Raw genomic sequence first — 21734 nt, 5'->3', positions numbered from 1 at the left:
CCTGACGACCGGCTCCGACCAGCCGCCTGAAGGGCAGACCGTCCCATGCCGTCACCTCCCCGCACGCTTCCGCGCTCCCCCCTGCTCGCCCTCGCCTCCCTCTTCGCCCTGGCCGCCGCCACGCTCCCAGCCCACGCCGAAGCCGGGAGCCGAACGCCGGAGTTCGAGCAACAGGTCCTCTTCCGGGCGGACCGGGACCCGGGCGGCTACGCCTGCTTCCGCATCCCGGCGATCGTGCGGACGGCGGACGGCACCCTGCTGGCCTTCGCCGAGGGCCGCGTCCTCGACTGCGGGGACGCCGGTGACATCGACATCGTCGTCAAGCGCTCCAACGACGGCGGACGGACCTGGGGACCGCTCCAGGTCGTCAACGACGGCGGCGGCGACACCCACGGCAACCCCGCCCCGGTCGTGGACCGCGCCACCGGCCGGATCCTGCTGGTCGAAACGTACAACGCAGGCCGTACGGACGCCGCCGGCTGCGCGGTGCCCTGTGCCCGCGCTCCCCACCTCCAGTACAGCGACGACGACGGCCGCACCTGGTCCGCGCCCCGCGACCTGAGCGCCGACATCCTGCCGCCCGGCTGGAACTCCTGGTACGCGACCGGTCCCGTGCACGGCATCCAGCTCACCGGCGGCAGCCACCCCGGGCGGCTCGTGGTCGGCGTCAACGCCGAGACCTGGGACGGCGAGCGGGTCACCGCCAACCACGCGGCGCTCGCGGTCAGCGACGACGGTGGCGAGCACTGGAAGGTCGGCGCCACCGACACCTGGCCCGTCGCCGCCGACGGCACGTTCCGGCAGAAGCCGTCCGAGGTCACCCTCACCGAACGCGCCGACGGGTCGCTCCTGGTCAGCGGCCGGGAGGAGAACGGCACCGACCTCGGCCACCGCACCCTGGCCGTCAGCCGAGACGGCGGCGACAGTTTCGCCGCGCCCTTCCGGGCCCTCCCCGACCTGTACACCCCGCAGGTGCAGGGTGCCGTACTCCGCCTCGGCGACCGGATGCTGCTGTCCGCCCCCGCCGACCCCGACCGCCGGCGGACGATGACGGTCCGCTCCTCCTACGACGGCGGCGTGACCTGGGACAGCGTGGACCGCGGCACGGTCGTCACCCGGGACTGGTCCGGCTACTCCGACATGGTGGCCGTCGACGACGCAACGGTGGGCCTGCTGTACGAGGCCGGGGCGGCGGACGCCCGCGACGAGATCCGCTTCGCGCGCTTCACCGAGGACTGGCTCCAGCCGCGCCGGGCCGCCGATCCCACCACCCCCGACCTCGCCGCGGGTGCCGCGCCCGCGGCCGTGCTCGGCGGCGCCGGTACGACGGACGGCGCGGCGGGCGGCAGGGCAGGCGGTGCGGCGGGGGGTGCGCTCGCCTTCGACGGTGCCGACGACGCCGTACGGCTGCCGTACGACGAGCGGCTTCCGCTCGGGGCCGGGGACTTCACGGCGTCGCTGTGGTTCCGGTACTCGGCGGACGAGGGGGAGCAACCGCTCCTGTGGATGGGCGGGGTCGGCACCACGCAGCCCCAGGTGTGGCTGCGCGCCGAGCCCGGCAACGGCCGCGTCCAGGGACTGATCACCGCGCGCGAGGGCGGGGCGGCCCCGCGCTCGGCGTGGGTGCGCACCGACCGCGCCCACAACGACGGCCGCTGGCACCACCTCGCGCTGCGGCGCGGCGGGGGGCGGCTCACGCTGTTCGTCGACGGTACGACGGCCGGCGCGGCGGACGTGCCGGGCTCGGTCAGCCGGAACTCGCCGTTCGGCGTGCACATCGGGGAGCGCGTGGACGGCCGGGCCCGCTTCACCGGCGCGATCGACGAGGTGCACGTCTGGAACCGGGCGCTGACCGACGAGGAGATCGCCGCCGGAAACCCGCCGTCGGCCATCGGGAACACCGTGCTGCACCTGCCCATGGACAGCGTGACGGCGGGCGGCTGAGGGGGCCCTCGGACGGCTCAGCGGTTCCCGGTGCCGATGCCGGTGCGCGCCGCGGCCGCGGGTTTCTCGGACCGCCCGGGCTCCCCGGACTCCCCGGACTCCCCGGGCTCCCCGGGCTCCCCGGAGGCGACCGCCTCCGGGTCGTGCGACCGGCGCTTGGCGATGACCGCACACACCATCAACTGCATCTGGTGGAAGAGCATCAGCGGCAGCACGGCCAGGGAGGCCTGCGCGCCGAACAGGACGCTCGCCATCGGCAGCCCGGCGGCCAGGGACTTCTTCGACCCGGCGAACTGGATGGCGATCCGGTCCTCCCGGCCGAAGCGCAGCGCCTTCGCCCCGTACCAGGTCAGCAGGAGCATCACGGCGAGCAGCACGGCCTCCACGGCCAGCAGCCCGGCCAGCCGGACCGGGCTGACCTGATGCCAGACGCCCTGGACCACGCCCTCGCTGAACGCCGTGTAGACGACGAGGAGGATCGAGCCGCGGTCGACGAGCCCGAGGACCCTCTTGTGCCGGGCCACGAAGCCCCCGATCCACCGGCGCAGCACCTGCCCGGCGACGAACGGCACCAGCAGTTGCAGCACGATCTTGAGGACCGAGTCGGCGGAGAACCCGCCCCCGCCGCTGCCCAGCAGGGCGGCGGCCAGCAGCGGCGTGACGACGATGCCCACCAGCGAGGAGAAGGAACCCGCGCAGATCGCGGCGGGCACGTTGCCGCGGGCGATGGACGTGAAGGCGATCGACGACTGGATGGTCGACGGGACCAGTGTGAGGAAGAGCAGGCCCTGGTACAGGGGGTCGGTCAGGAAGACCGGGACGAGTCCGCGGGAGGCGAGGCCGAGCAGCGGGAAGACGACGAAGGTGCTGGCGAGCACGGTGACGTGGAGCCGCCAGTGCCGCAGACCGTCCAGCGCCTCACGGGTGGAGAGCCGGGCGCCGTAGAGGAAGAAGAGGAAGGCGATCGCGGCGGTGGAGGCACCGGAGGCGACATCCGCGCCCGTGCCGCGGGCCGGCAGCAGCGCCGCGAGACCCACCGTCCCGAGCAGCAGCAGGATGTACGGGTCGATCGGCATCCAACGCGGCCATCGCAGGCGTTTCACGGTGCTCCACTTGCTCGTTCACTGGCGTCCGAGGGCGGGGACGCGGTCACGGGTCCCCGTCCCATCGTGCTCTCTCACCGCGCGATCGGGAATCCGGTATACCGCTCTGACTGTCATCACGCCCCGCGATAGGCTGGAGGGGTGTACGACCCTTCCCACCTGCGCACCTTCCTGTCGGTGGCCCAGACACTGAGCTTCACGCAGGCCGCCCGGCGGCTCGGGCTGCGCCAGTCGACCGTGAGCCAGCACGTGCGGCGGCTGGAGGACGCCGCCGGCCGGCAGCTGTTCGACCGTGACACGCACTCCGTGGAGCTGACGGAGGACGGGGAGGCGATGCTCGGGTTCGCACGCCGGATTTTGGAGGTGCACGAGCAGGCGACGGCCTTCTTCACCGGCACCCGGCTGCGCGGGCGGCTGCGCTTCGGGGCGTCCGAGGACTTCGTGCTGACCCGGCTGCCGGAGATCCTGGAGGGCTTCCGGCACGACCACCCCGAGGTCGACCTGGAGCTGACGGTGGAGCTGTCGGGCACGCTGCACGAGCAGCTGGCCGCCGGGAAACTCGACCTGGTGCTGGCCAAGCGGCTGCCGCAGGACCCGCGGGGCGAGCCGGTCTGGCGCGACCGGCTGGTGTGGATCGGCGCGGAGCGGCTGCGCGTCGACCCGGACCGTCCGGTGCCGCTCATCGTCTATCCGCCGCCGGGCATCACCCGCGCGCTCGCGCTGGAGGCCCTGCAGCGGCAGGGCCGCGAGTGGCGCATCGCGTGCACCAGCGGCAGCCTCAACGGCCTGATCGCGGCGGCCCGCGCGGGCCTCGGTGTGATGGCGCACTCGCGCGGGCTCGTCCCGCCCGGCCTGGTACGGGTGCCGGAGCGGGCCGGACTGCCCGAACTGGGCCGTGTCGACTTCGTGCTGGTGCACGGTCGGCGGCACCCCGCGGCGCGAGGCGCGGCCGACGCCCTCGCGTCGGCGATCCTGGCGGGTGGCGACCGGCTGCACCGGCCTCGGAGCGCGGGCCTCGGATAAGGCGGACGGCCGTCGGAGCCATCCACCGTACCGACGGCAGGCGGGTCGTACAGATTCCGTGGAGATTACGGCACCGAAACTTACTCAACGGTCAGGAATGTGTCCGACCCTTCCCCATGTGAGCGTATTTTCCCGAGCTGACCAGTGCGAACATGAGCCCTGTTCGATTTCGGCACCCCTCCCGCCCCCGCACCGGGTGGGGTAGCTTTCACCGCGCTGTGCGGGGGCGTCACCGGAAGCGGGGAGCGGGGTTTGCGCGAGTTCACCAGTCCTCCGTCGACATCGGCACCACCGGTGGGCGGTCTGGCCGATGTCGTCTTCCGGCATGCCCAGGAGGATCCGCGGCACATCGCGCTCGGCCGCAAGGACGACGCCGGGCAGTGGCGGGATGTGACCGCCGGCGCGTTCCGCGACGAGGTGCTGGCCCTCGCCAAGGGGCTGCTCGCCCAGGGCATCCGCTTCGGCGACCGGGTCGCCATCATGTCCCGCACCCGCTACGAGTGGACCCTCTTCGACTTCGCCCTGTGGGCGATCGGTGCCCAGGTCGTGCCCGTCTACCCGACCTCGTCGGCCGAGCAGTGCATGTGGATGCTGTACGACGCCGAGGTGACAGCCGCGGTCGTCGAGCACGAGGACCACGCGATGACGATCGCCACCGTCATCGACCGGCTGCCGCACCTGCGCGGCCTGTGGCAGCTCGACTCCGGCGCCGTCCAGGAGCTGTACGACGCGGGCGCCCACCTGGACGACGAGGTGGTGCACCGGCACCGGCAGGCGGTCACGCCCGACACGCCCGCCACCGTCATCTACACCTCGGGCACCACCGGCCGCCCCAAGGGCTGCGTCATCTCGCACGGCAACTTCATGTACGAGGCGGACACCGTCATCGAGCGCTGGGAGCCGGTGTTCCACTCCAAGAAGGGCGACGAGGCGGCCACCCTGCTCTTCCTGCCGCTCGCCCACGTCTTCGGCCGGATGGTGGAGGTCGCGGCGATCCGGGGCAAGGTCCGCTTCGGCCACCAGCCGCAGCTGAACGCCGCCGTCCTGCTGCCCGACCTGGCGGCCTTCAGACCGACCTTCATCCTGGCCGTGCCATACATCTTCGAGAAGGTGTTCAACGCGGCCCGGCGCAAGGCGGAGAAGGAGGGGAAGGCCGGCCCGTTCGAGAAGGCCGTCGACGTGGCCGTGAAGTACGCGGAGGCGGTGGAGGCGAAGGCCTGGGGCATCGGCCCCGGCCCCCCGGCGGGGCTGCGCATGCAGCACCAGCTCTTCGACAAGCTCGTCTACGCCAAGGTGCGGGCCGCGATGGGCGGACGCATCCGCAACGCCATGTCGGGCGGCTCGGCGATGGACCGGCGACTGGGACTGTTCTTCGCGGGCGCGGGCGTGCAGATCTACGAGGGCTACGGCCTGACCGAGTCCACGGCCGCCGCCACCGCCAACCCGCCCGAACGCACCCGCTTCGGCACCGTCGGGGTGCCCGTCCCGGGCGTCACCGTGCACATCGCGGACGACGGCGAGATCTGGCTGAACGGCGACAACGTCTTCCAGGGCTACCTGAACAACCCCAAGGCCACCGACGAGACCCTCCAGGACGGCTGGCTGGCCACCGGTGACCTGGGCGCCCTGGACGAGGACGGCTACCTCACCATCACCGGCCGCAAGAAGGAGATCCTGGTGACCTCCGGCGGCAAGAGCGTCTCCCCCGGTCTGCTGGAGGAGCGGGTGCGCGACCATCCGCTGGTCAACCAGTGCATCGTCGTCGGCAACGACCGGCCCTATATCGCCGCGCTCATCACCCTCGACCAGGAGGCGGTCGAGCACTGGCTGGCGATGCGCAACAAGCCGCAGATGCCCCCGGCCGAGCTGGTGCACGACGCGGACCTGGAGACGGAGGTGCGGCGCGCGGTCGTCGCCGCCAACACGCTGGTGTCGCAGGCCGAGTCGATCCGCACGTTCCGCATCCTCGCCCAGCCGTTCACCGAGGAGCACGGGCTGCTGACACCCTCGCTGAAACTGAAGCGCAAGGCCATCGAGAAGGCCTACGTCAGCGAGGTCGAGGCGCTGTACACGGCGTGACTTCGCCGGTCAGGAATGCGTCGGCGGCCGTGATCGTTGACGATATGAGTACCACCTGACCACAACCGAAGGATCAAGAGCTCGTGAGCAGCAAGGTCCCCCCGATCATCCTGAACAACGGCGTCGAGATGCCCCAGCTGGGGTTCGGCGTCTGGCAGGTGCCGGACGACGAGGCCGAGACGGCCGTCGCCCAGGCGCTGGAGGCCGGGTACCGCAGCATCGACACAGCGGCGATCTACGGCAATGAAGAGGGCACCGGCAAGGCGATCGCCGCCTCCGGCATCGCCCGCGAGGACCTCTTCGTCACCACCAAGCTCTGGAACAAGGACCAGGGGTACGACTCCACCCTGCGCGCCTTCGACACGTCGCTGGCGAAGCTGGGCCTGGAGTACGTCGACCTGTACCTGATCCACTGGCCCATGCCGGCCAAGGAGCGGTACGTAGACACGTACAAGGCGTTCGAGAAGCTGCACGCCGACGGCCGGATCCGCGCCATCGGCGTCTCCAACTTCCACCCGGAGCACCTGGAGCGGCTGATCGGCGAGACGTCGGTCGTCCCGGCCGTCAACCAGATCGAGCTGCACCCGCACCTCCAGCAGCACGCCGTCCGCGAGTACCACGCGGAGCAGGGCATCGCCACCGAGGCCTGGTCCCCGCTCGGCCAGGGCAAGGGACTGCTGGAGGTCCCGGCGATCGTGGCGATCGCCCGGAAGCACGGCCGCACCCCGGCCCAGGTCGTGCTGCGCTGGCACCTCCAGACCGGCAACGTGGTGATCCCGAAGTCCGTGACGCCGTCCCGGATCAAGGAGAACGTCGACGTGTTCGGGTTCACCCTGGACACCGAGGACCTCGCGGCGATCAGCGCGCTGAACGAGGACCGGCGCCTCGGCCCAGACCCCGCGGAGTTCAACGGGGAATGAGACACCGTCCCGCGCGAAGGGGCCCGGTCGCCGCGACCGGGCCCCTTCGCGGCTTCCGAACGGCGGGGAGCCCATCACATGGAGCGCTCTCGAGGTCAAGTACCCGGGACAGGACGGCTCAGGAAGGCCGCTGGGCCATGTAGACCGTGTGCGCCACCAGCACGAACACGTCCTGGCGCCGGTGCACGCTCGCCTCGTCCCCGGGGTCGAGCAGCCGGTCGAGCGTGGCCCGGTCGCCGGCGTCGAGGCCGTCCCCGAACCGGTCGCGCAACCGGGACAGGGAGGTGGTGACGTACGCGCGGGCCTCGTCCGTGAGCGGCGCGGGCAGGTCCAGCAGGAAGCTGCGGGTGCCGGTGTGCTTGAGGCCCGCCGAGGTCAGCATCGCGGGCCAGTCCTCGGTCTCGGCCACGGTGCCGGACAGGCTCGCGCGCATCTCGGCGAACGAGTCCTCCTCCGCGGCGTGCATCCTGGCCTGCAGCCCGGGGCGCCCGATGCCGATGTCGCGGGGCAGGAACCGGGCGGGCAGTCCGCCCTCCAGGATCGCCAGCGTGCCGCCGGGCGCGAGGTGCCCGGCGAGCGCGGCGAGGGCCGCGCGCTGGTCGCCGAGGTGGTGCAGGCTCTGGCTGGCCCACATCAGGTCGGCCGGGTAGTCCAGCTCGCCCAGTACGCCGGGCAGGTCGCCGGTGAGGGTGCCGAAGCGGTCGCCGGCACCGAGCCGGCCGGCACGGTCGCGGGCCCGGTCCAGCAGCGGTCCGGCGCCGTCGGCGGCGACGACGCGTGCGTCGGGGAAGACGTCGGCGAACAGGCAGGAGACGACGCCGGGGCCGCTGCCGACGTCGACGACCAGGCCGGGCTCGGGCACCTCACCCGCCAGCCAGGTCATGGCCTGCCGGTACAGCGGCGTGTACAGCTCCGCCTGCGCCTCCAGCAGCGGGGCCATGCCGGCCCAGTCGACGTCGGCGTGGTCGTGCCCGGGTCCGGGTCCGGGGTGGTCGTGCTGGTGCTTGTGCTGGTGGTGGTGGTCGTGCGCCATGATGGTCAGCCTCCCGTTCGCGATGCCGCCAGCGTGCGACGACTCACCGCGTCGGGGCAAGTTCTGTTGCCATAACCGCAAAAGCCCGGAGCACCACCGGGGCCCGGCCCGAAGGCCGGGCCCCGACGGCGTCACCTAAGCCGGAGACCGCTCAGGACAGCGGCGGGTAGGCGTTCTTCATCAGCTCCTGGAACTGCGCGGAGAACCAGTGCCCGGACACCGGGGCGTCGCCCAGGGCGCCCGACGGGCTGTTGCCGTTGCGCGCGTTGCCCTCGTACGTGGGGTCGCACATCCGGTCGAAGCCCTTGCCCTCGTCGTTCGGGATCTCCTCGCTCGCGCCGTCGGACTCGCCCGGGGGCTTTATCCAGACGTACGCGTCGATCCCGGCGGCGGGAGAGACCTGCGGGCGCTCGCCGAGGCCGGCGCCGGACTGGTTGCACCAGTTGCCGAGGTGGATGCGGCGGTCGTAGCGCCCACCGTCCACGTAGGTGTTCACGTCGGTCCTCGCGCCCGGTCCGGTGGGCCGGTCGGCGCCGCCCCAGCCGTTGCGGGAGGTGTCGATCAGCATGCCGAGGTCCTGGTCGAACCCGAGCGAGACCAGCTTGTCGCGCATGGCCTGGGCGTAGGAGAGCTCGTCGGTGTACTGGTTCCAGTCCACCCAGTCGGACTGGCGCACGGGGGTTCCGTTCACCGAATCCGTGATCTTGAAGTTCTCCTCCTTCAGGGCGCTGTAGTTGGCGGTGTTGACGATGAAGCCGTGCACGTCGCCGACGGTCGCGCCCTCGGTGGTGGCGGCGGTCTTGAACATGTCGGCGGAGGGACCGAAGTTGCTGTCCCAGCCGAGCCAGCCGTGGTGGCCGGCGTCGACGTAGTTGTAGACGTTGCCGATGTCGCCGAGCTTGTTCAGGGCGTAGCCGACGCCCTTCTGGTAGTTGCCGTTGGCCTTCATCACGTCGCAGTTCGGCGTGGCGGTCGGCCGCCCGCTGACGTTGGTGACCAGGTTGGGCAGGGAGTCGATCTCCACCGTGGTGACGATCCGGAGATCCGCGTACTTCGGGTCGGCGAGGATCGCGGCGATCGGGTCGATGTACTCGGTCTTGTACCTGCCGATCTCCGTCGGGCCCAGCTCGCCGTTGGAGGCGAGGGCCGCGCAGTCACGGCCGGGCAGGTTGTAGATGACGAGCTGGACGGCGAGTTCGCCGGAGCCCTTCTGCGTCAGGGCCTCGTCGAGGTGGTCGCGCAGCCCCATGCCGCCGTTCACGCCCTCGATGGCGGCGGTCCGGTCGAGCCAGACGCCGGTGGGCTGGTCGGCGATACGGTCGCCGCCCGGCTCGGCGGCGGCCTTGTCGGACCACTCGGGGTTCACGTAGACCTTGGCACCCTCGTAAGGGTTGTCCACCCGGTCGGAGGGGTCACCGGGGTCGGTCGGGTCCGGGTCGGTCGGGTCCGGGTCCGGGTCGGTCGAACCGCCGTCGTCGACGTTGCAGGTCACGCCGTTGAGGGTGAAGGTGGCCGGGATCGCGTTGCTGCCGCTGTAGGTGCCCTGGAAGCCGAAGCTCGCCGAACCGCCCGTGGACAGGGTCCCGTTGTAGGACTCGTTGGCCGCGGTGACGGCGGCACCGCTCTGACTGACCTTCGCGTTCCAGCTGTTGGTGACCTTCTGGCTGCCGGCGTACGTCCACCCCAGCGACCAGCCGGAGGTGGCGGCGCCGTTGTTGGTGACGGTCACGGCGGCGGTGAAGCCGCTGCCCCAGTCGTTCTGCACCTCGTAGTCGACGGTGCAGGGGACGGCCGCCGCGCCGGCGTTCGCGGACTGGGCGGCGAAGGCCGTGCCGGAGGCCCCGGCGACCAGCGCCAGGGCGGCGAGCATCGCGGTTCTGCTACGGGTCATGAGTGCGCATTCCTTCTTTCGTGGGGTGCGGGTGCTGTCGTCCGGGGCCGCGCGCGTGCCGGGCGCGGCCCGCTGCCGGACGGCATGGGGGTGCCGTCGCGTTCGCAGGTCAGGATCGGCCCGCGGGCACGGTGGAACCGCCCGGGGGATGTGCGAGCCGGCACGCCGGCCGATGACGCGTGGAACAGGCCGCGACTGCGGCTAAAAGTCCTGAACGCGGAAGGTGGAGCGGGGGGTGTCGCATGAGCGACTCCTTGCAGTTCGGGCGCGCCGTGACGGACGCGTCGACTGATGGAACCGCTCCCACTGGTGCCAGCGAAGGTAGCGCCAAGTGACGGCAAAGAACAGAGGAGTAACTGACTTTCTCTCAACAGCACCTGTCGAATCTTTTCGACTCGCCACACATCTTGACCGCCCCCGGCCCTCTCATCACTATGGGAGCGCTCCCACTGGTTCAAGGCTTGTTGCTCCTCCCCCACCCTCCCCGAGCCGCAAGGAGGAACCAGCACCATGCTCCCCGGACACAGACGCAGACCCCGCACCGCGCGGCGGCTGTGGACGGCCGCACTGGCGGCCCTCGCGCTACCCCTCACGATGCTGAGTACGGGCTCGGCACCCGCTCAGGCAGCGGCACTTCAGTGCAGTGTGGACTACCGGACCAACGACTGGGGCTCCGGCTTCACCGCGGAGCTGGCGCTCACCAACCGCGGCAGCGACGCCATCGACGGCTGGACGCTGACGTACGACTACGCGGGCAACCAGAAGCTGGCCAACGGCTGGAACGGCACCTGGTCCCAGTCGGGCCGTACCGTCACCGTGAAGAACGCCTCGTACAACGCACGGATCGCCGCCGGGGCCGCCGTCTCCACCGGCGGACAGTTCACCTACAGCGGCACCAACACCGCGCCGACGCGCTTCGCGGTCAACGGCACCGCCTGCGCCGGCGCGCACCAGCCGCCGATCACCGTGCTGACCAGCCCGGAAGCCGGCGCGGTGTACTCGCAGGGCGAGGCGGTCCCGCTGGCGGCCACGGCGGCCGCGGCCGACGGCGCCACCATCAGCAAGGTGGAGTTCTACGACGACACCAGGCTGCTGGCCACCGACACCAGCTCGCCCTACGCGTACTCCGCCGCCGGCTTGACCGTGGGCAGTCATTCACTGGTGGCCAAGGCGTACGACAGCATGGGCGCCTCCGCGGACTCCACGCCGGTCGGCATCACGGTCGCCTCGGGACCGACCGTGGTGGCCACACCCGCGCAACTGGGCGTCCAGCAGGGTGAGTCGGGGACGTACGAGGTCAAGCTCTCCAAGCAGCCGACCGCGAACGTCGCGGTGACGACGGCCCGGGCGAGCGGCAACACCGGCCTCACCGTCTCCGGCGGTGCGAACCTCACCTTCACTCCGTCGAACTGGAACACCGCCCAGCAGGTGACCATCGCGGCCGACGCCTCCGGCACCGGCTCGGCGGTCTTCGAGTCGACGGCCCCCGGCCACGGCAAGGCCACGGTCAACGTGACCCAGCTGGCCGCGGCGAAGGACTACGACGCCCGCTTCCTGGAGCTGTACGGGAAGATCACCGACCCGGCGAACGGCTACTTCTCGCCCGAGGGCATCCCGTACCACTCGGTCGAGACACTGATCGTCGAGGCGCCGGACCACGGGCACGAGACCACCTCCGAGGCGTACAGCTACCTGCTGTGGCTCCAGGCCATGTACGGCAAGGTGACCGGCGACTGGACCCGGTTCAACAACGCCTGGGAGATCATGGAGACGTACATGATCCCCACGCACGCCGACCAGCCGACCAACTCGGCCTACAACGCCTCGAAGCCGGCGACGTACGCGCCCGAGCTGGACACGCCGGAAGAGTACCCGGCACCCCTGGACGGCGCGGTCTCCGTCGGCCCCGACCCGATCGCCGCCGAGCTGAAGTCGGCGTACGGCACGGACGACGTCTACGGCATGCACTGGCTCCAGGACGTCGACAACACCTACGGATACGGCAACTCGCCCGGCAAGTGCGAGGCCGGCCCCACGGACACCGGCCCCTCCTACATCAACACCTTCCAGCGCGGCGCGCAGGAGTCGGTGTGGGAGACGGTGCCGCAGCCGACCTGCGACGCTTTCAAGTACGGCGGCCCCAACGGCTACCTGGACCTGTTCACCGGTGACGCGTCCTACGCCAAGCAGTGGAAGTTCACCAACGCCCCGGACGCCGACGCACGGGCCGTGCAGGCCGCGTACTGGGCGGACATCTGGGCCGAGGAGCAGGGCAAGGGCGACGAGATCGCCGGGACCCTGGACAAGGCCGCCAAGATGGGCGACTACCTGCGCTACGCCATGTTCGACAAGTACTTCAAGAAGGTCGGCGGCTGCGTGGGTCCGGCGAGCTGCCCGGCCGGCACCGGCAAGGACTCCTCGCACTACCTCCTGTCCTGGTACTACGCCTGGGGCGGCGCCGTCGACACCTCGGCGGGCTGGGCCTGGCGCATCGGCTCCAGCCACACCCACGGCGGCTACCAGAACCCACTGGCGGCGTACGCGCTGAGCACCTACGACGACCTGAAGCCCAAGTCGGCCACCGGCGTCTCGGACTGGGCCAAGTCCCTCGACCGCCAGGTGGAGTTCTACCGCTGGCTGCAGTCCGACGAGGGCGCCATCGCGGGCGGCGCGACCAACAGCTGGGCGGGCCGGTACGCGACACCGCCCGCCGGTACGCCGACCTTCTACGGCATGTACTACGACGAGAAGCCGGTGTACCACGACCCGCCGTCCAACCAGTGGTTCGGCTTCCAGGCGTGGTCCATGGAGCGGGTCGCCGAGTACTACCAGCAGAGTGGTGACGCCGACGCGAAGGAGGTCCTGGACAAGTGGGTCGACTGGGCGCTGTCGGAGACGACGGTCAACCCGGACGGCACCTTCCGCATCCCCTCGACGATGCAGTGGTCGGGAAAGCCCGACACCTGGAACGCCTCCTCGCCGGGTGACAACAGCGAACTGCACGTCACCGTCTCGGACTACACCAACGACGTCGGCGTGGCGGCGGCGTACGCCAAGACCCTGACGTACTACGCCGACCGCTCGGGCGACTCGGAGGCGGCCGCGACCGCCAAGGCGCTGCTCGACGGCATGTGGGAGAACAACCAGGACGCGCTCGGCATCGCCGTCCCGGAGACCCGCGCCGACTACAACCGCTTCGACGACCCGGTCCACGTCCCGAGCGGCTGGAGCGGCACCATGCCGAACGGCGACACGATCGACGCGTCGTCGACCTTCTCCTCGATCCGCTCCTTCTACCAGGACGACCCGGCCTGGTCGAAGATCGAGAGCTATCTCGCGGGCGGTGCCGCGCCCACGTTCACCTATCACCGGTTCTGGGCGCAGGCGGACATCGCCCTCGCCATGGGCTCGTACGCGGAGCTTCTCGAATAGCCCCCGCGAAGCGCTCCGCGGGGTGGGCGGGTCTTTCGGCTGCGGGCCATGCGTGGCCGGTCGCGCAGTTCCCCGCGCCCCTGCGGAGCGCTTGACGGCTCCGTGTACCCGGTCCTGTCACCGGACGACGGGACCAAACCTGCCGGGCGGCCCTCGTCCACGCCGAGGGCCGCCCGGTGCTCGCATGTGTTCTGTTCCTGACGGAAGGACGGTTCCCCACCGTGCGAAGAACCAGGATCCTGACCACCCTGCTGGTCCTGGCGGCCGGCCTCCTGACGGGCGGCCCGCCCGCCGCCCTGGCCGCCGGGCCACCTGATGCGTCGGCCGTGACCACCGACACCTACGCCTGGAAGAACGCGCGCATCGACGGCGGCGGCTTCGTCCCCGGCATCGTCTTCAACCGCACCGAGAAGGACCTGGCCTACGCCCGCACGGACATCGGCGGCACCTACCGCTGGGAGGAGGGGACGAAGTCCTGGACGCCCCTGCTCGACCACGTCGGCTGGGACGACTGGGGCCACACGGGCGTGGTCAGCGTGGCGTCCGACTCCGTCGACCCCGACCGGGTGTACGCGGCGGTCGGCACGTACACCAACGACTGGGACCCGGGCAACGGCGCGGTGCTGCGCTCCGCCGACCGGGGCGCCAGCTGGGAGAGGGCCGACCTGCCGTTCAAGCTGGGCGGCAACATGCCGGGCCGCGGCATGGGTGAGCGTCTGGCGGTCGACCCGCACGACAACGACGTGCTGTACCTGGGCGCGCCCAGCGGCAACGGCCTGTGGCGGTCGGCCGACGCGGGCGCGACCTGGTCCGAGGCGACGGCCTTCCCGAACCCCGGGAACTACGCCCAGGATCCGAGCGACTCCAGCGGCTACGCCTCCGACAACCAGGGCATCGTCTGGGTGACCTTCGACGAGTCGACGGGCACCGCGGGTGCGGCCACGAAGACAGTCTACGTCGGGGTCGCCGACAAGGAGAACGCCGTCTACCGCTCGACCGACGCGGGTGCGACCTGGCAGCGGATCGCCGGACAGCCCACCGGCCACCTGGCGCACAAGGGCGTGCTGGACGCGGAGAACGGCTACCTCTATCTCGCGTACAGCGACACGGGCGGCCCGTACGACGGCGGCAAGGGCCGGTTGTACCGGTACGCGACGGCGACCGGCACCTGGACGGACATCAGCCCGGTCGCGGAGGCGGACACCCACTTCGGTTTCAGCGGCCTGTCCGTCGACCGGCAGAACCCCGGCACGGTGATGGCGACCGCGTACAGCTCCTGGTGGCCGGACACGCAGATCTTCCGCTCGACGGACAGCGGCGGCACCTGGACCCAGGCGTGGAGCTACACGTCGTACCCCACCCGCGAGAACCGCTACACGATGGACGTCTCCTCGTCCCCGTGGCTGACCTGGGGCGCGAACCCGTCCCCGCCCGAGCAGACGCCGAAGCTGGGCTGGATGACGGAGGCGCTGGAGATCGACCCGTTCGACTCGGACCGGATGATGTACGGGACGGGCGCGACGATCTACGGCACGGAGAACCTCACGGCCTGGGACGAGGGTGCGAAGTTCGCCGTCGAACCCATGGTGCGCGGCCTGGAGGAGACCGCGGTGAACGACCTGGTCTCTCCCCCTGCCGGCGCCCCGCTGCTCAGCGCGCTGGGCGACATCGGCGGCTTCCGGCACACGAGCCTGGCCGAGGTGCCGTCGATGATGTACACCTCCCCGAACTTCACCTCCACCACGAGCCTGGACTTCGCGGAGGCGAACCCGGACACGGCCGTGCGGGCCGGCAACCTCGACTCGGGCCCGCACATCGCGTTCTCCACGGACAACGGTGCCAACTGGTTCGGCGGCACGGACCCGGCCGGGGTGAGCGGCGGCGGCACGGTCGCGGCGGGCGCGGACGGCAGCGGCTTCGTATGGAGCCCCGAGGGCACCGGCGTGCACCACGCGACGGGCTTCGGCACGTCCTGGCAGGCGTCGACCGGCATCCCGGCCGGGGCGGTCGTCGAGTCCGACCGGGTCGACCCGGAGACCTTCTACGGCTTCAAGTCCGGCACCTTCTACGTCAGCACGGACGGCGGCACCTCCTTCACCGCGTCGGCGGCGACCGGCCTGCCCGCCGGTGACAGCGTCCGCTTCAAGGCACTGCCGGGCGGGGAGGGCGACATCTGGCTGGCCGGCGGGGCGGCGGGCGGCCCGTACGGCCTGTGGCACTCGACGGACGGCGGCGCGAGCTTCACCAAGCTCCCCAACGTCGACGAGGCCGACACGATCGGCTTCGGCAAAGCGGCACCGGACGCCTCCTACCAGACCCTTTACACCAGCGCCGAGATCGGCGGCGTGCGCGGCATCTTCCGCTCCACCGACCAGGGCGCCACCTGGACCCGCGTCAACGACGACGCCCACCAGTGGGGCTGGACGGGTGCGGCCATCACCGGCGACCCGCGGGTGTACGGGCGGGTGTACGTGGCGACGAACGGTCGCGGGGTCGTCTACGGCGACACGGCCGGCGGCGACGGCGGCACCGACCCGGGGCCGGGGCCCGACCCGACGCCCACGGGCGCCTGCGCGGTGACGTACACGATCACGAACCAGTGGTCGGGGGGCTTCCAGGCGGACGTCCGGCTCACCAACACCGGCGCCTCGCCCTGGAACGGCTGGGCCCTCACGTGGCCCTTCACCAACGGCCAGCGCGTGAACCAGCTCTGGAACGCCGAGCACACCCAGTCGGGCACGACGGTGACGGCGAGGAACATCGGCTGGAACGCCGACGTGGCGCCGGGCGCGTCGGTGAGCTTCGGCTTCACGGGCAGCTGGTCGGGGACGAACGCGGCACCGACGACCTTCGAGCTGGGCGACGAGGTCTGCGAGGCATGACCCTCCGGGAGGGCGCGGGCCGGCGGCGCGTCCTCCCGTCTCAGTGAACAGTGCGCCCGTTTCACGCCCTTGTGGCCCCGCTGCACTTCTTCGACCGTTGTGTCAGTGGGAGTGGTCGCGAGGACAGGGGGCGGCGCGTGGCGCGAACGTGGGAGGGCGTGACAGGGCGGCTGTCGCTCGTACTGGCGGTGCTGCTGCACCGGACGGTCACGGGCCAGGCCGCGAAGCGGAGGCTCCAGCACTGGCGGGACGCCGCTCTGCGCGCCGCGTACCGGCGCGGCGTTCCGGTGGAGGTGATCGCCTCCCGGACGCGGCTGACGCGGAGACGGGTCAGGACGGTGGTCGCCGGCGGGAAGCCCCCGCCGGTGGACGAGGCCGCCTGAAGGGCCGCAGGGGTTCAGGGCGTGTACACCGTCGGCCGGGACGTCGTCGGCATACCGCCGCGCCGATGAGGAGGCCCGGGTGCGAGGGCCGGTTGTACGCGCCGGCCGGTCAGGACGACCGCCGGGACATCACTCCGGGGCTCCACGAGTCGCTGATCGACCCGACGCTTCGATCCGGGCGGAAAGTGCTGCACGAGACGCAGGACGCCGAGAGCCCCGGGCGGCGAGGAGGATCGCCCGGTAGCCGTCCGGCTTCCGCTCGAAGGCCGTCCCGCCCGGCAGCGCCGTCGCGTGCCGCAGGGTCGTCGCGTGCCGCAGGGCCGTCGCGTGCCGCAGCTCGGAGCGTGCCTCGGTGGGCATCGGCTGGATCGGACGAGACAGGGCCGCTTTCCAGGTGTACGCCGGTTCAGCAGGATGCGCGCGCCGGATGCGTCCCGGTCGCCGTGTCAATTCCGAAACAGGGATATTCAGAGCAAGTTTCCGCAAAGGGTGTGAATGATGTGAATCAGACGTGGCACTCCGTCCCCGATCCCCACAGGAACGGAGCCACCCAATGATCGTCAAGAAGATGCACGACATGGGCGTCAAGAGCGAGCACGCCTACCTGGCCGCCTTCGCCTCCATCGGCCTCACTGTCGCCGCCTGGGCCACCAGCCTGAAAGTCGAGCCCGGCGTCAACGTCGACCGCGCCGACCGATGGGGGCTCTTCGTCGGCGAATGGGCACCGACCTTCTTCGGGCTCGGCCTCGCCCTCTCCCACTACGAGCAGCAGGACGGCACCCTCACCGACAGCGGCGGCCACGTCCACGAAGTCTGACCGGCCGGCCCTGCCGCTGTGCCGCGACAGCACGCGATGAAGGCGGCGCGATGATGCGGCGACCGCAAACGTACTGCTCGCAGTCGCCGCACCCTGCCGCAGGCAGCGGCGTTTCAGCAGGTCAGAGCCTCACGGCGTGTACACGGTCGGCCGGGGCGCCGTCGGCATCCCGGCGCCGATGAAGAAGCTCGGGTGCGGGGGCTGGTTGTAGGCGGTGTTCTGCCAGGCCAGGGCCGTGCGGTACTGGGTGTCATGGAGAAGGGTCGTGATCCGGCGGTCCGTGCCGTGCGGGGTGGAGTAGACGCGCAGGGCTCTGTTGTCGCTCGTGCGCCAGACGACCTCCTCGCGCCAGTCGCCGAGGATGTCGCCGGCGAGGACCGGGGTGGCCTTGGTGCCGTTGTTGGAGGCGACGCCCGAGCCGGTGAGGAGGCGGGTGTCGCCGGAGGTGCCGTACTTGTCGACGCGGGTGCCGTCGAGGAGTTCGCGGACGGGGTCGCCGTCCCACCAGGACAGGAAGTTGGCGCTGGAGGGCTTGCGGCCGTTCACGACCGTGCCCTTCGGGTTGCGGATGCCGCTCTCGGCGGACGACCAGGACTCGGCGCCCGCGCTGCCGGACCAGATGTCGGCGGAGACGCCACGTCCGTTGTCGCCGCTCGCGCCGGTGGACCAGATGATCTGGCCCGTGCGCGCGTCCGCCATCCACGACGACGGCTTGGAGCTGTCCTCGTCGACCTTGAACTCCTCCAGGCCCGCGCGGGACGGGTCGAGATCGCCGACGTGCATGGCGTCTCCGTGGCCGTTCCCAGTGGTCCACAGGCCGTGGCCGTTGTCGTCGACGGCCATCGCGCCGTAGACGATCTCGTCCCTGCCGTCGCCGTCGACGTCGGCGACGGACAGGTGGTGATTGCCCTGGCCGTCGTAGCCCTTGCCGGCGTTGGTGGAGGAGTTGGTGTCGAAGGTCCAGCGGCGGGTGAACCGTCCGTCCCGCCAGTCCCAGGCGGCGATCACCGAGCGCGTGTAGTAGCCGCGCGCCATGATCAGGGAGGGGCGGGAGCCGTCCAGGTACGCCGTGCCCGCCAGGAAGCGGTCGACGCGGTTGCCGTAGGAGTCGCCCCAGGAGGATACGTTGCCCCGGGCGGGGACGTAGTCGACGGTGCCCATGGCCCTGCCGGTCCGCCCGTCGAACATGGTGAGGTACTCGGGGCCGGACAGGATGTAGCCGGACGAGTTGCGGTGGTCCGCCGAGGAGCTGCCGATGACCGCGCCGGTGCCGTCCCGCGTGCCGTCGGCGGTCTTCACCGCGACCTCGGCCCTGCCGTCGCCGTCGTAGTCGTACACCTGGAACTGCGTGTAGTGGGCGCCGGAGCGGATGTTGCGGCCCAGGTCGACGCGCCACAGCCGGGTGCCGTCGAGCTTGACGCCGTCGACGATCGTGTTGCCCGTGTAGCCGGACTGGGAGTTGTCCTTGGCGTTGGTCGGCTGCCACTTGAGGACGATGTCCAGCGCGCCGTCGCCGTCGAGGTCGCCGACCGAGGCGTCGTTGGCCTCGTAGGTGTAGGAGACGCCGTCGGGGGTGGTGCCGCCGGCGGGCGGGGTGATCGGCACGTCCTTGTAACCGGCCCGGAACTGGATGGCGTGGACCGAGTCGCCCTGCTCGGTGCCGCCCACGACCGCGCGGACGGTGTAGTCGGCGTGGGAGGGGGCGCCGGAGTGGAAGAAGGTGGTGGAGCCGGTGACCGGCGCGGAGTTGACCTTCGTACCGGCCCGGTACACGTTGAACGAGACGTTGTCCGGGTCGGTGCCCAGCCAGCGCCAGCTGACCAGGTTGCCGTCGCCGGTGTGGACGCTGACGACGCCCCGGTCGAGGGCCTCCACCTGCCGGACGATGGCGGCTTCGGCGGTGTCGGGGGTGAGGGCCGTCAGGCCGGTGCCGGTCAGAACCGCCGCGGCGGCGAGGACGGGCAGGACGACGCGGTGTCTGCGGTGGGTGTGCGGGCGCTTCATGTGGGGTGCCTCCTGAGAGGGCGGGGGGAATCTCCGTCTCTCAGTCGCCCCCGGTGGCGCGGAGGTTGCCGCCCCGTGGCCGCCTGTTCACGGCTTGCTGAACGCCCTCAGCGTGAACACCGGGTCGGGGCGCGGCCGGTCCTGGTCGGGGAGACACGCCAGGCGGGTGGCGAAGGGCTCGGCGCGCGGATCGCCCGGCGGCAGCGTGACGAACCAGCCGCGCCGCAGGTCGGCGACCGTGCGGCGGGGGCTGCGGCCCTGGCCGTGGCCGGTGAAGCGGGCCTGCCCCGCCGGGGTCAGGCCGTGCGCGCCGGCGTACGACTCGACGAGGCCGGCGGCGTCGTGGGCGGTACTCGGCGGACGGGAGGCGAGCACGGCGTCGATGTCGCTGCCCACGTTGTGCGAGGCGCCCTTGTCGACCGTGGTCACGTACACCCCGCCGGGTCGCAGGACGCGTGCGCACTCGCCGACGATCGACCGCACGTTCTCGTCACCGCCGGCGAGGTGCAGCAGCCACACGCTGCAGACCGCGTCGAACTCCCCGTCCCGGAAGGGCAGTCGGCGACTGTCGGCCAGCACGATCGCGCCGGGCAGCCGGGCGGCGGCGTAGCGGGCCATGGCGGGGGCGAGGTCGGCGCCGGTCACCCGCATGCCCTCCCGGCCGACGGCGAGGCGCCGGGTGACGATGCCGGTGCCGCAGGCGACGTCGAGCAGGCTGCGTGCCTGCCGCGGTACGAGGCTCAGTACGGCCTGTGCGGCGGCCGCGGCGCGGGGCTCGCCACCGCGGGAGGCGTCGTACCGTTCCGCTTCCTTGTCGTAGTCGAGCACGTCCGTCAGTGTGCCCCATGGCCGGCGGCCAGGTCCTCCACCCTGCGGGCGAGCTCGACGTCCTTCTCGGTGACGGCGCCGCCCGCGCTGTGTGTGTGCACGGCCAGGGAGACCGAGTTGTAGCCGAGGGCCAGGTCGGAGTGGTGGTCGAGGTCCTCCTGCACCTGGGCGATGTGGACGACCATGGCGGTCGCCGCGAAGTGCGAGGCGAGCCGGTAGGAACGGGTGAGGCGGCCGTCGTCGAGGGACCAGCCCGGCAGCTGGGCCAGCCGCTCCTCGATCTCCTCCTGCGACAGCGGTTCGACGGGCATGGGCTGCGCTCCAGTCCTCGGCGGCGGTTGCCTCTTCAGCCTGCCACAACGCGGCCGTCGGGGCCCTGGTCAGGAGCGCCGTCCGGTCCCGGCGCGGGAGGCCGTCGGTTACCGTTCGGCGTATGACCGCACTCGTGTCCGGCACCGCCCCCACCGCCCAGGGCGTGGGTCCGCTGCTGCGGGCCTGGCGGGAGCGGCGGCGGGTCAGCCAGCTGGAGCTGGCGCTGCGCGCCGACTCCTCCGCCCGGCACGTCAGCTTCATCGAGACGGGCCGTTCCCGGCCGAGCGAGGAGATGGTGCTGCGGCTCGCCGAGCACCTGGACGTCCCCGTGCGGGAACGCAACGCGCTGCTGCTCGCGGCCGGTTACGCCCCGCACTATCCGGAGACGCCGTTGGACGACCCGGCGCTGGACGCCCTGCGCGAGGGCATGGAGCGGCTGATCCGGGGTTACGAGCCGTATCCGGCGCTGGTCGTGGACGCGACGTACCAGGTCCTTGCCGCCAACCGGGGCATCCTGATGCTGCTGGACGGCGTGCCGGAGCATCTGCTCGAGCCGCCGCTGAACGCGATGCGGCTGACCCTGCACCCGGAGGGCCTGGCGCCGCGCATCCGCAATCTGCGCGAGTGGCGCGGGCACCTGCTGGAGCAGATGGAGCGGCAGATCGCCCTGCACCGCTCGGAGCCGCTGCGGGCGCTGCACGAGGAGGTGGCGGCGTATCCGGTGCCGGACGTCGCGCCGGGTGAGGAGCCGACGGAACCGGTGCCGTACTTCGCGCTGCCGATGCAGATCGTGCACGAGGGCCGGACGCTGTCCTTCATCTCGTCCGTCTCCACCTTCAACACGCCGATGGACGTGACCGTCGCCGAACTGGCCATCGAGACGCTGCTCCCGGCCGACCCGGCGACGGTCAAGTACCTCCACACGCTGCTGTCCTGACGCCGCCCCGGGTTCCAGGCGCCGACGGTCACCCGTGCCGGACCCGGTTCGCCGCGCCTTGCGCAGCCGAAGCCGCGCCGGCGTGCGGAGAGGTGGACAGCGGCGCCGTCCATCAGGGTGCCGGCGATCGCCTCCACCGTGCGGGC

General features: G+C 71.6%; 15 protein-coding genes. 9 read left to right on the top strand and 6 right to left on the bottom strand.

The features are described from left to right. Window positions 1–45: 45 nt before the first annotated feature. Complete coding sequence (locus tag ACIQ1J_RS27130) at window positions 46–1944, top strand: exo-alpha-sialidase (RefSeq protein ID WP_403560806.1); 1899 nt, start codon at window positions 46–48, stop codon at window positions 1942–1944. Window positions 1945–1961: 17 nt separating this feature from the next. Here the strand turns inward: ACIQ1J_RS27130 and ACIQ1J_RS27125 are convergent, their stop codons facing one another. Further along, complete coding sequence (locus ACIQ1J_RS27125; RefSeq protein ID WP_403561049.1) at window positions 1962–3020, bottom strand: bile acid:sodium symporter family protein; 1059 nt, start codon at window positions 3018–3020, stop codon at window positions 1962–1964. A gap of 168 nt (window positions 3021–3188) precedes the next feature. Between ACIQ1J_RS27125 and ACIQ1J_RS27120 the strand changes: the two genes are divergently transcribed. The 3 genes from ACIQ1J_RS27120 to ACIQ1J_RS27110 all read left to right on the top strand — a co-directional run bounded on the left by ACIQ1J_RS27120 (window position 3189) and on the right by ACIQ1J_RS27110 (window position 7069). Beyond that, window positions 3189–4070, top strand: coding sequence for a LysR substrate-binding domain-containing protein (locus ACIQ1J_RS27120; protein WP_403560804.1), 882 nt, complete (start codon window positions 3189–3191; stop codon window positions 4068–4070). 252 nt (window positions 4071–4322) lie between these two features. Continuing rightward, on the top strand, window positions 4323–6149 hold the full coding sequence (locus tag ACIQ1J_RS27115; protein WP_403560802.1) for an AMP-dependent synthetase/ligase: 1827 nt from the start codon (window positions 4323–4325) through the stop codon (window positions 6147–6149). A gap of 83 nt (window positions 6150–6232) precedes the next feature. Beyond that, on the top strand, window positions 6233–7069 hold the full coding sequence (locus ACIQ1J_RS27110) for an aldo/keto reductase (RefSeq protein WP_403560800.1): 837 nt from the start codon (window positions 6233–6235) through the stop codon (window positions 7067–7069). A 118-nt stretch (window positions 7070–7187) separates the two neighbouring features. Here ACIQ1J_RS27110 and ACIQ1J_RS27105 read toward each other — a convergent pair whose 3' ends face one another. Then, window positions 7188–8102, bottom strand: coding sequence for a class I SAM-dependent methyltransferase (locus tag ACIQ1J_RS27105; RefSeq protein WP_403560798.1), 915 nt, complete (start codon window positions 8100–8102; stop codon window positions 7188–7190). Between the two features lie 151 nt (window positions 8103–8253). Then, window positions 8254–9993 carry a glycoside hydrolase family 6 protein gene (locus ACIQ1J_RS27100; protein ID WP_403560796.1) on the bottom strand — a complete coding sequence of 580 codons (1740 nt, stop codon included), beginning with the start codon at window positions 9991–9993 and terminating at the stop codon, window positions 8254–8256. Between the two features lie 510 nt (window positions 9994–10503). On the opposite strand from ACIQ1J_RS27100, the gene ACIQ1J_RS27095 reads away from it, so the two are divergent. The 4 genes from ACIQ1J_RS27095 to ACIQ1J_RS27080 all read left to right on the top strand — a co-directional run bounded on the left by ACIQ1J_RS27095 (window position 10504) and on the right by ACIQ1J_RS27080 (window position 17507). After that, window positions 10504–13425, top strand: a complete 2922-nt coding sequence (locus tag ACIQ1J_RS27095) for a glycoside hydrolase family 48 protein (protein ID WP_403560795.1) — start codon at window positions 10504–10506, stop codon at window positions 13423–13425. A 221-nt stretch (window positions 13426–13646) separates the two neighbouring features. After that, a complete protein-coding gene (locus ACIQ1J_RS27090; protein WP_403560793.1) occupies window positions 13647–16307 on the top strand; it encodes a cellulose binding domain-containing protein in 2661 nt (886 codons plus the stop codon). A gap of 137 nt (window positions 16308–16444) precedes the next feature. Continuing rightward, window positions 16445–16690 (top strand): hypothetical protein, encoded by a 246-nt coding sequence (locus ACIQ1J_RS27085; RefSeq protein ID WP_210961143.1) that lies wholly within the window; start codon window positions 16445–16447, stop codon window positions 16688–16690. A gap of 553 nt (window positions 16691–17243) precedes the next feature. Next, window positions 17244–17507 carry a hypothetical protein gene (locus ACIQ1J_RS27080; protein ID WP_403560790.1) on the top strand — a complete coding sequence of 88 codons (264 nt, stop codon included), beginning with the start codon at window positions 17244–17246 and terminating at the stop codon, window positions 17505–17507. 129 nt (window positions 17508–17636) lie between these two features. Here ACIQ1J_RS27080 and ACIQ1J_RS27075 read toward each other — a convergent pair whose 3' ends face one another. The 3 genes from ACIQ1J_RS27075 to ACIQ1J_RS27065 form a co-directional block, all read right to left on the bottom strand. Beyond that, window positions 17637–19511, bottom strand: a complete 1875-nt coding sequence (locus ACIQ1J_RS27075) for a rhamnogalacturonan lyase (RefSeq protein ID WP_403560788.1) — start codon at window positions 19509–19511, stop codon at window positions 17637–17639. Window positions 19512–19598: 87 nt separating this feature from the next. After that, complete coding sequence (locus ACIQ1J_RS27070; RefSeq protein WP_403560786.1) at window positions 19599–20339, bottom strand: class I SAM-dependent methyltransferase; 741 nt, start codon at window positions 20337–20339, stop codon at window positions 19599–19601. Window positions 20340–20344: 5 nt separating this feature from the next. After that, the gene (locus ACIQ1J_RS27065) at window positions 20345–20650 is read right to left on the bottom strand and encodes a 4a-hydroxytetrahydrobiopterin dehydratase (RefSeq protein WP_403560784.1); all 306 of its coding nucleotides are present in this window, start codon (window positions 20648–20650) and stop codon (window positions 20345–20347) included. A gap of 122 nt (window positions 20651–20772) precedes the next feature. Between ACIQ1J_RS27065 and ACIQ1J_RS27060 the strand changes: the two genes are divergently transcribed. Next, window positions 20773–21588, top strand: coding sequence for a helix-turn-helix domain-containing protein (locus ACIQ1J_RS27060; RefSeq protein ID WP_403560782.1), 816 nt, complete (start codon window positions 20773–20775; stop codon window positions 21586–21588). The last annotated feature ends 146 nt before the right edge of the window (window positions 21589–21734 follow it).

It is taken from the genome of Streptomyces sp. NPDC097107 (assembly GCF_044762405.1).
Classification (GTDB): domain Bacteria; phylum Actinomycetota; class Actinomycetes; order Streptomycetales; family Streptomycetaceae; genus Streptomyces; species Streptomyces thinghirensis.
This window is presented reverse-complemented; position numbering and strand designations above follow the sequence as displayed.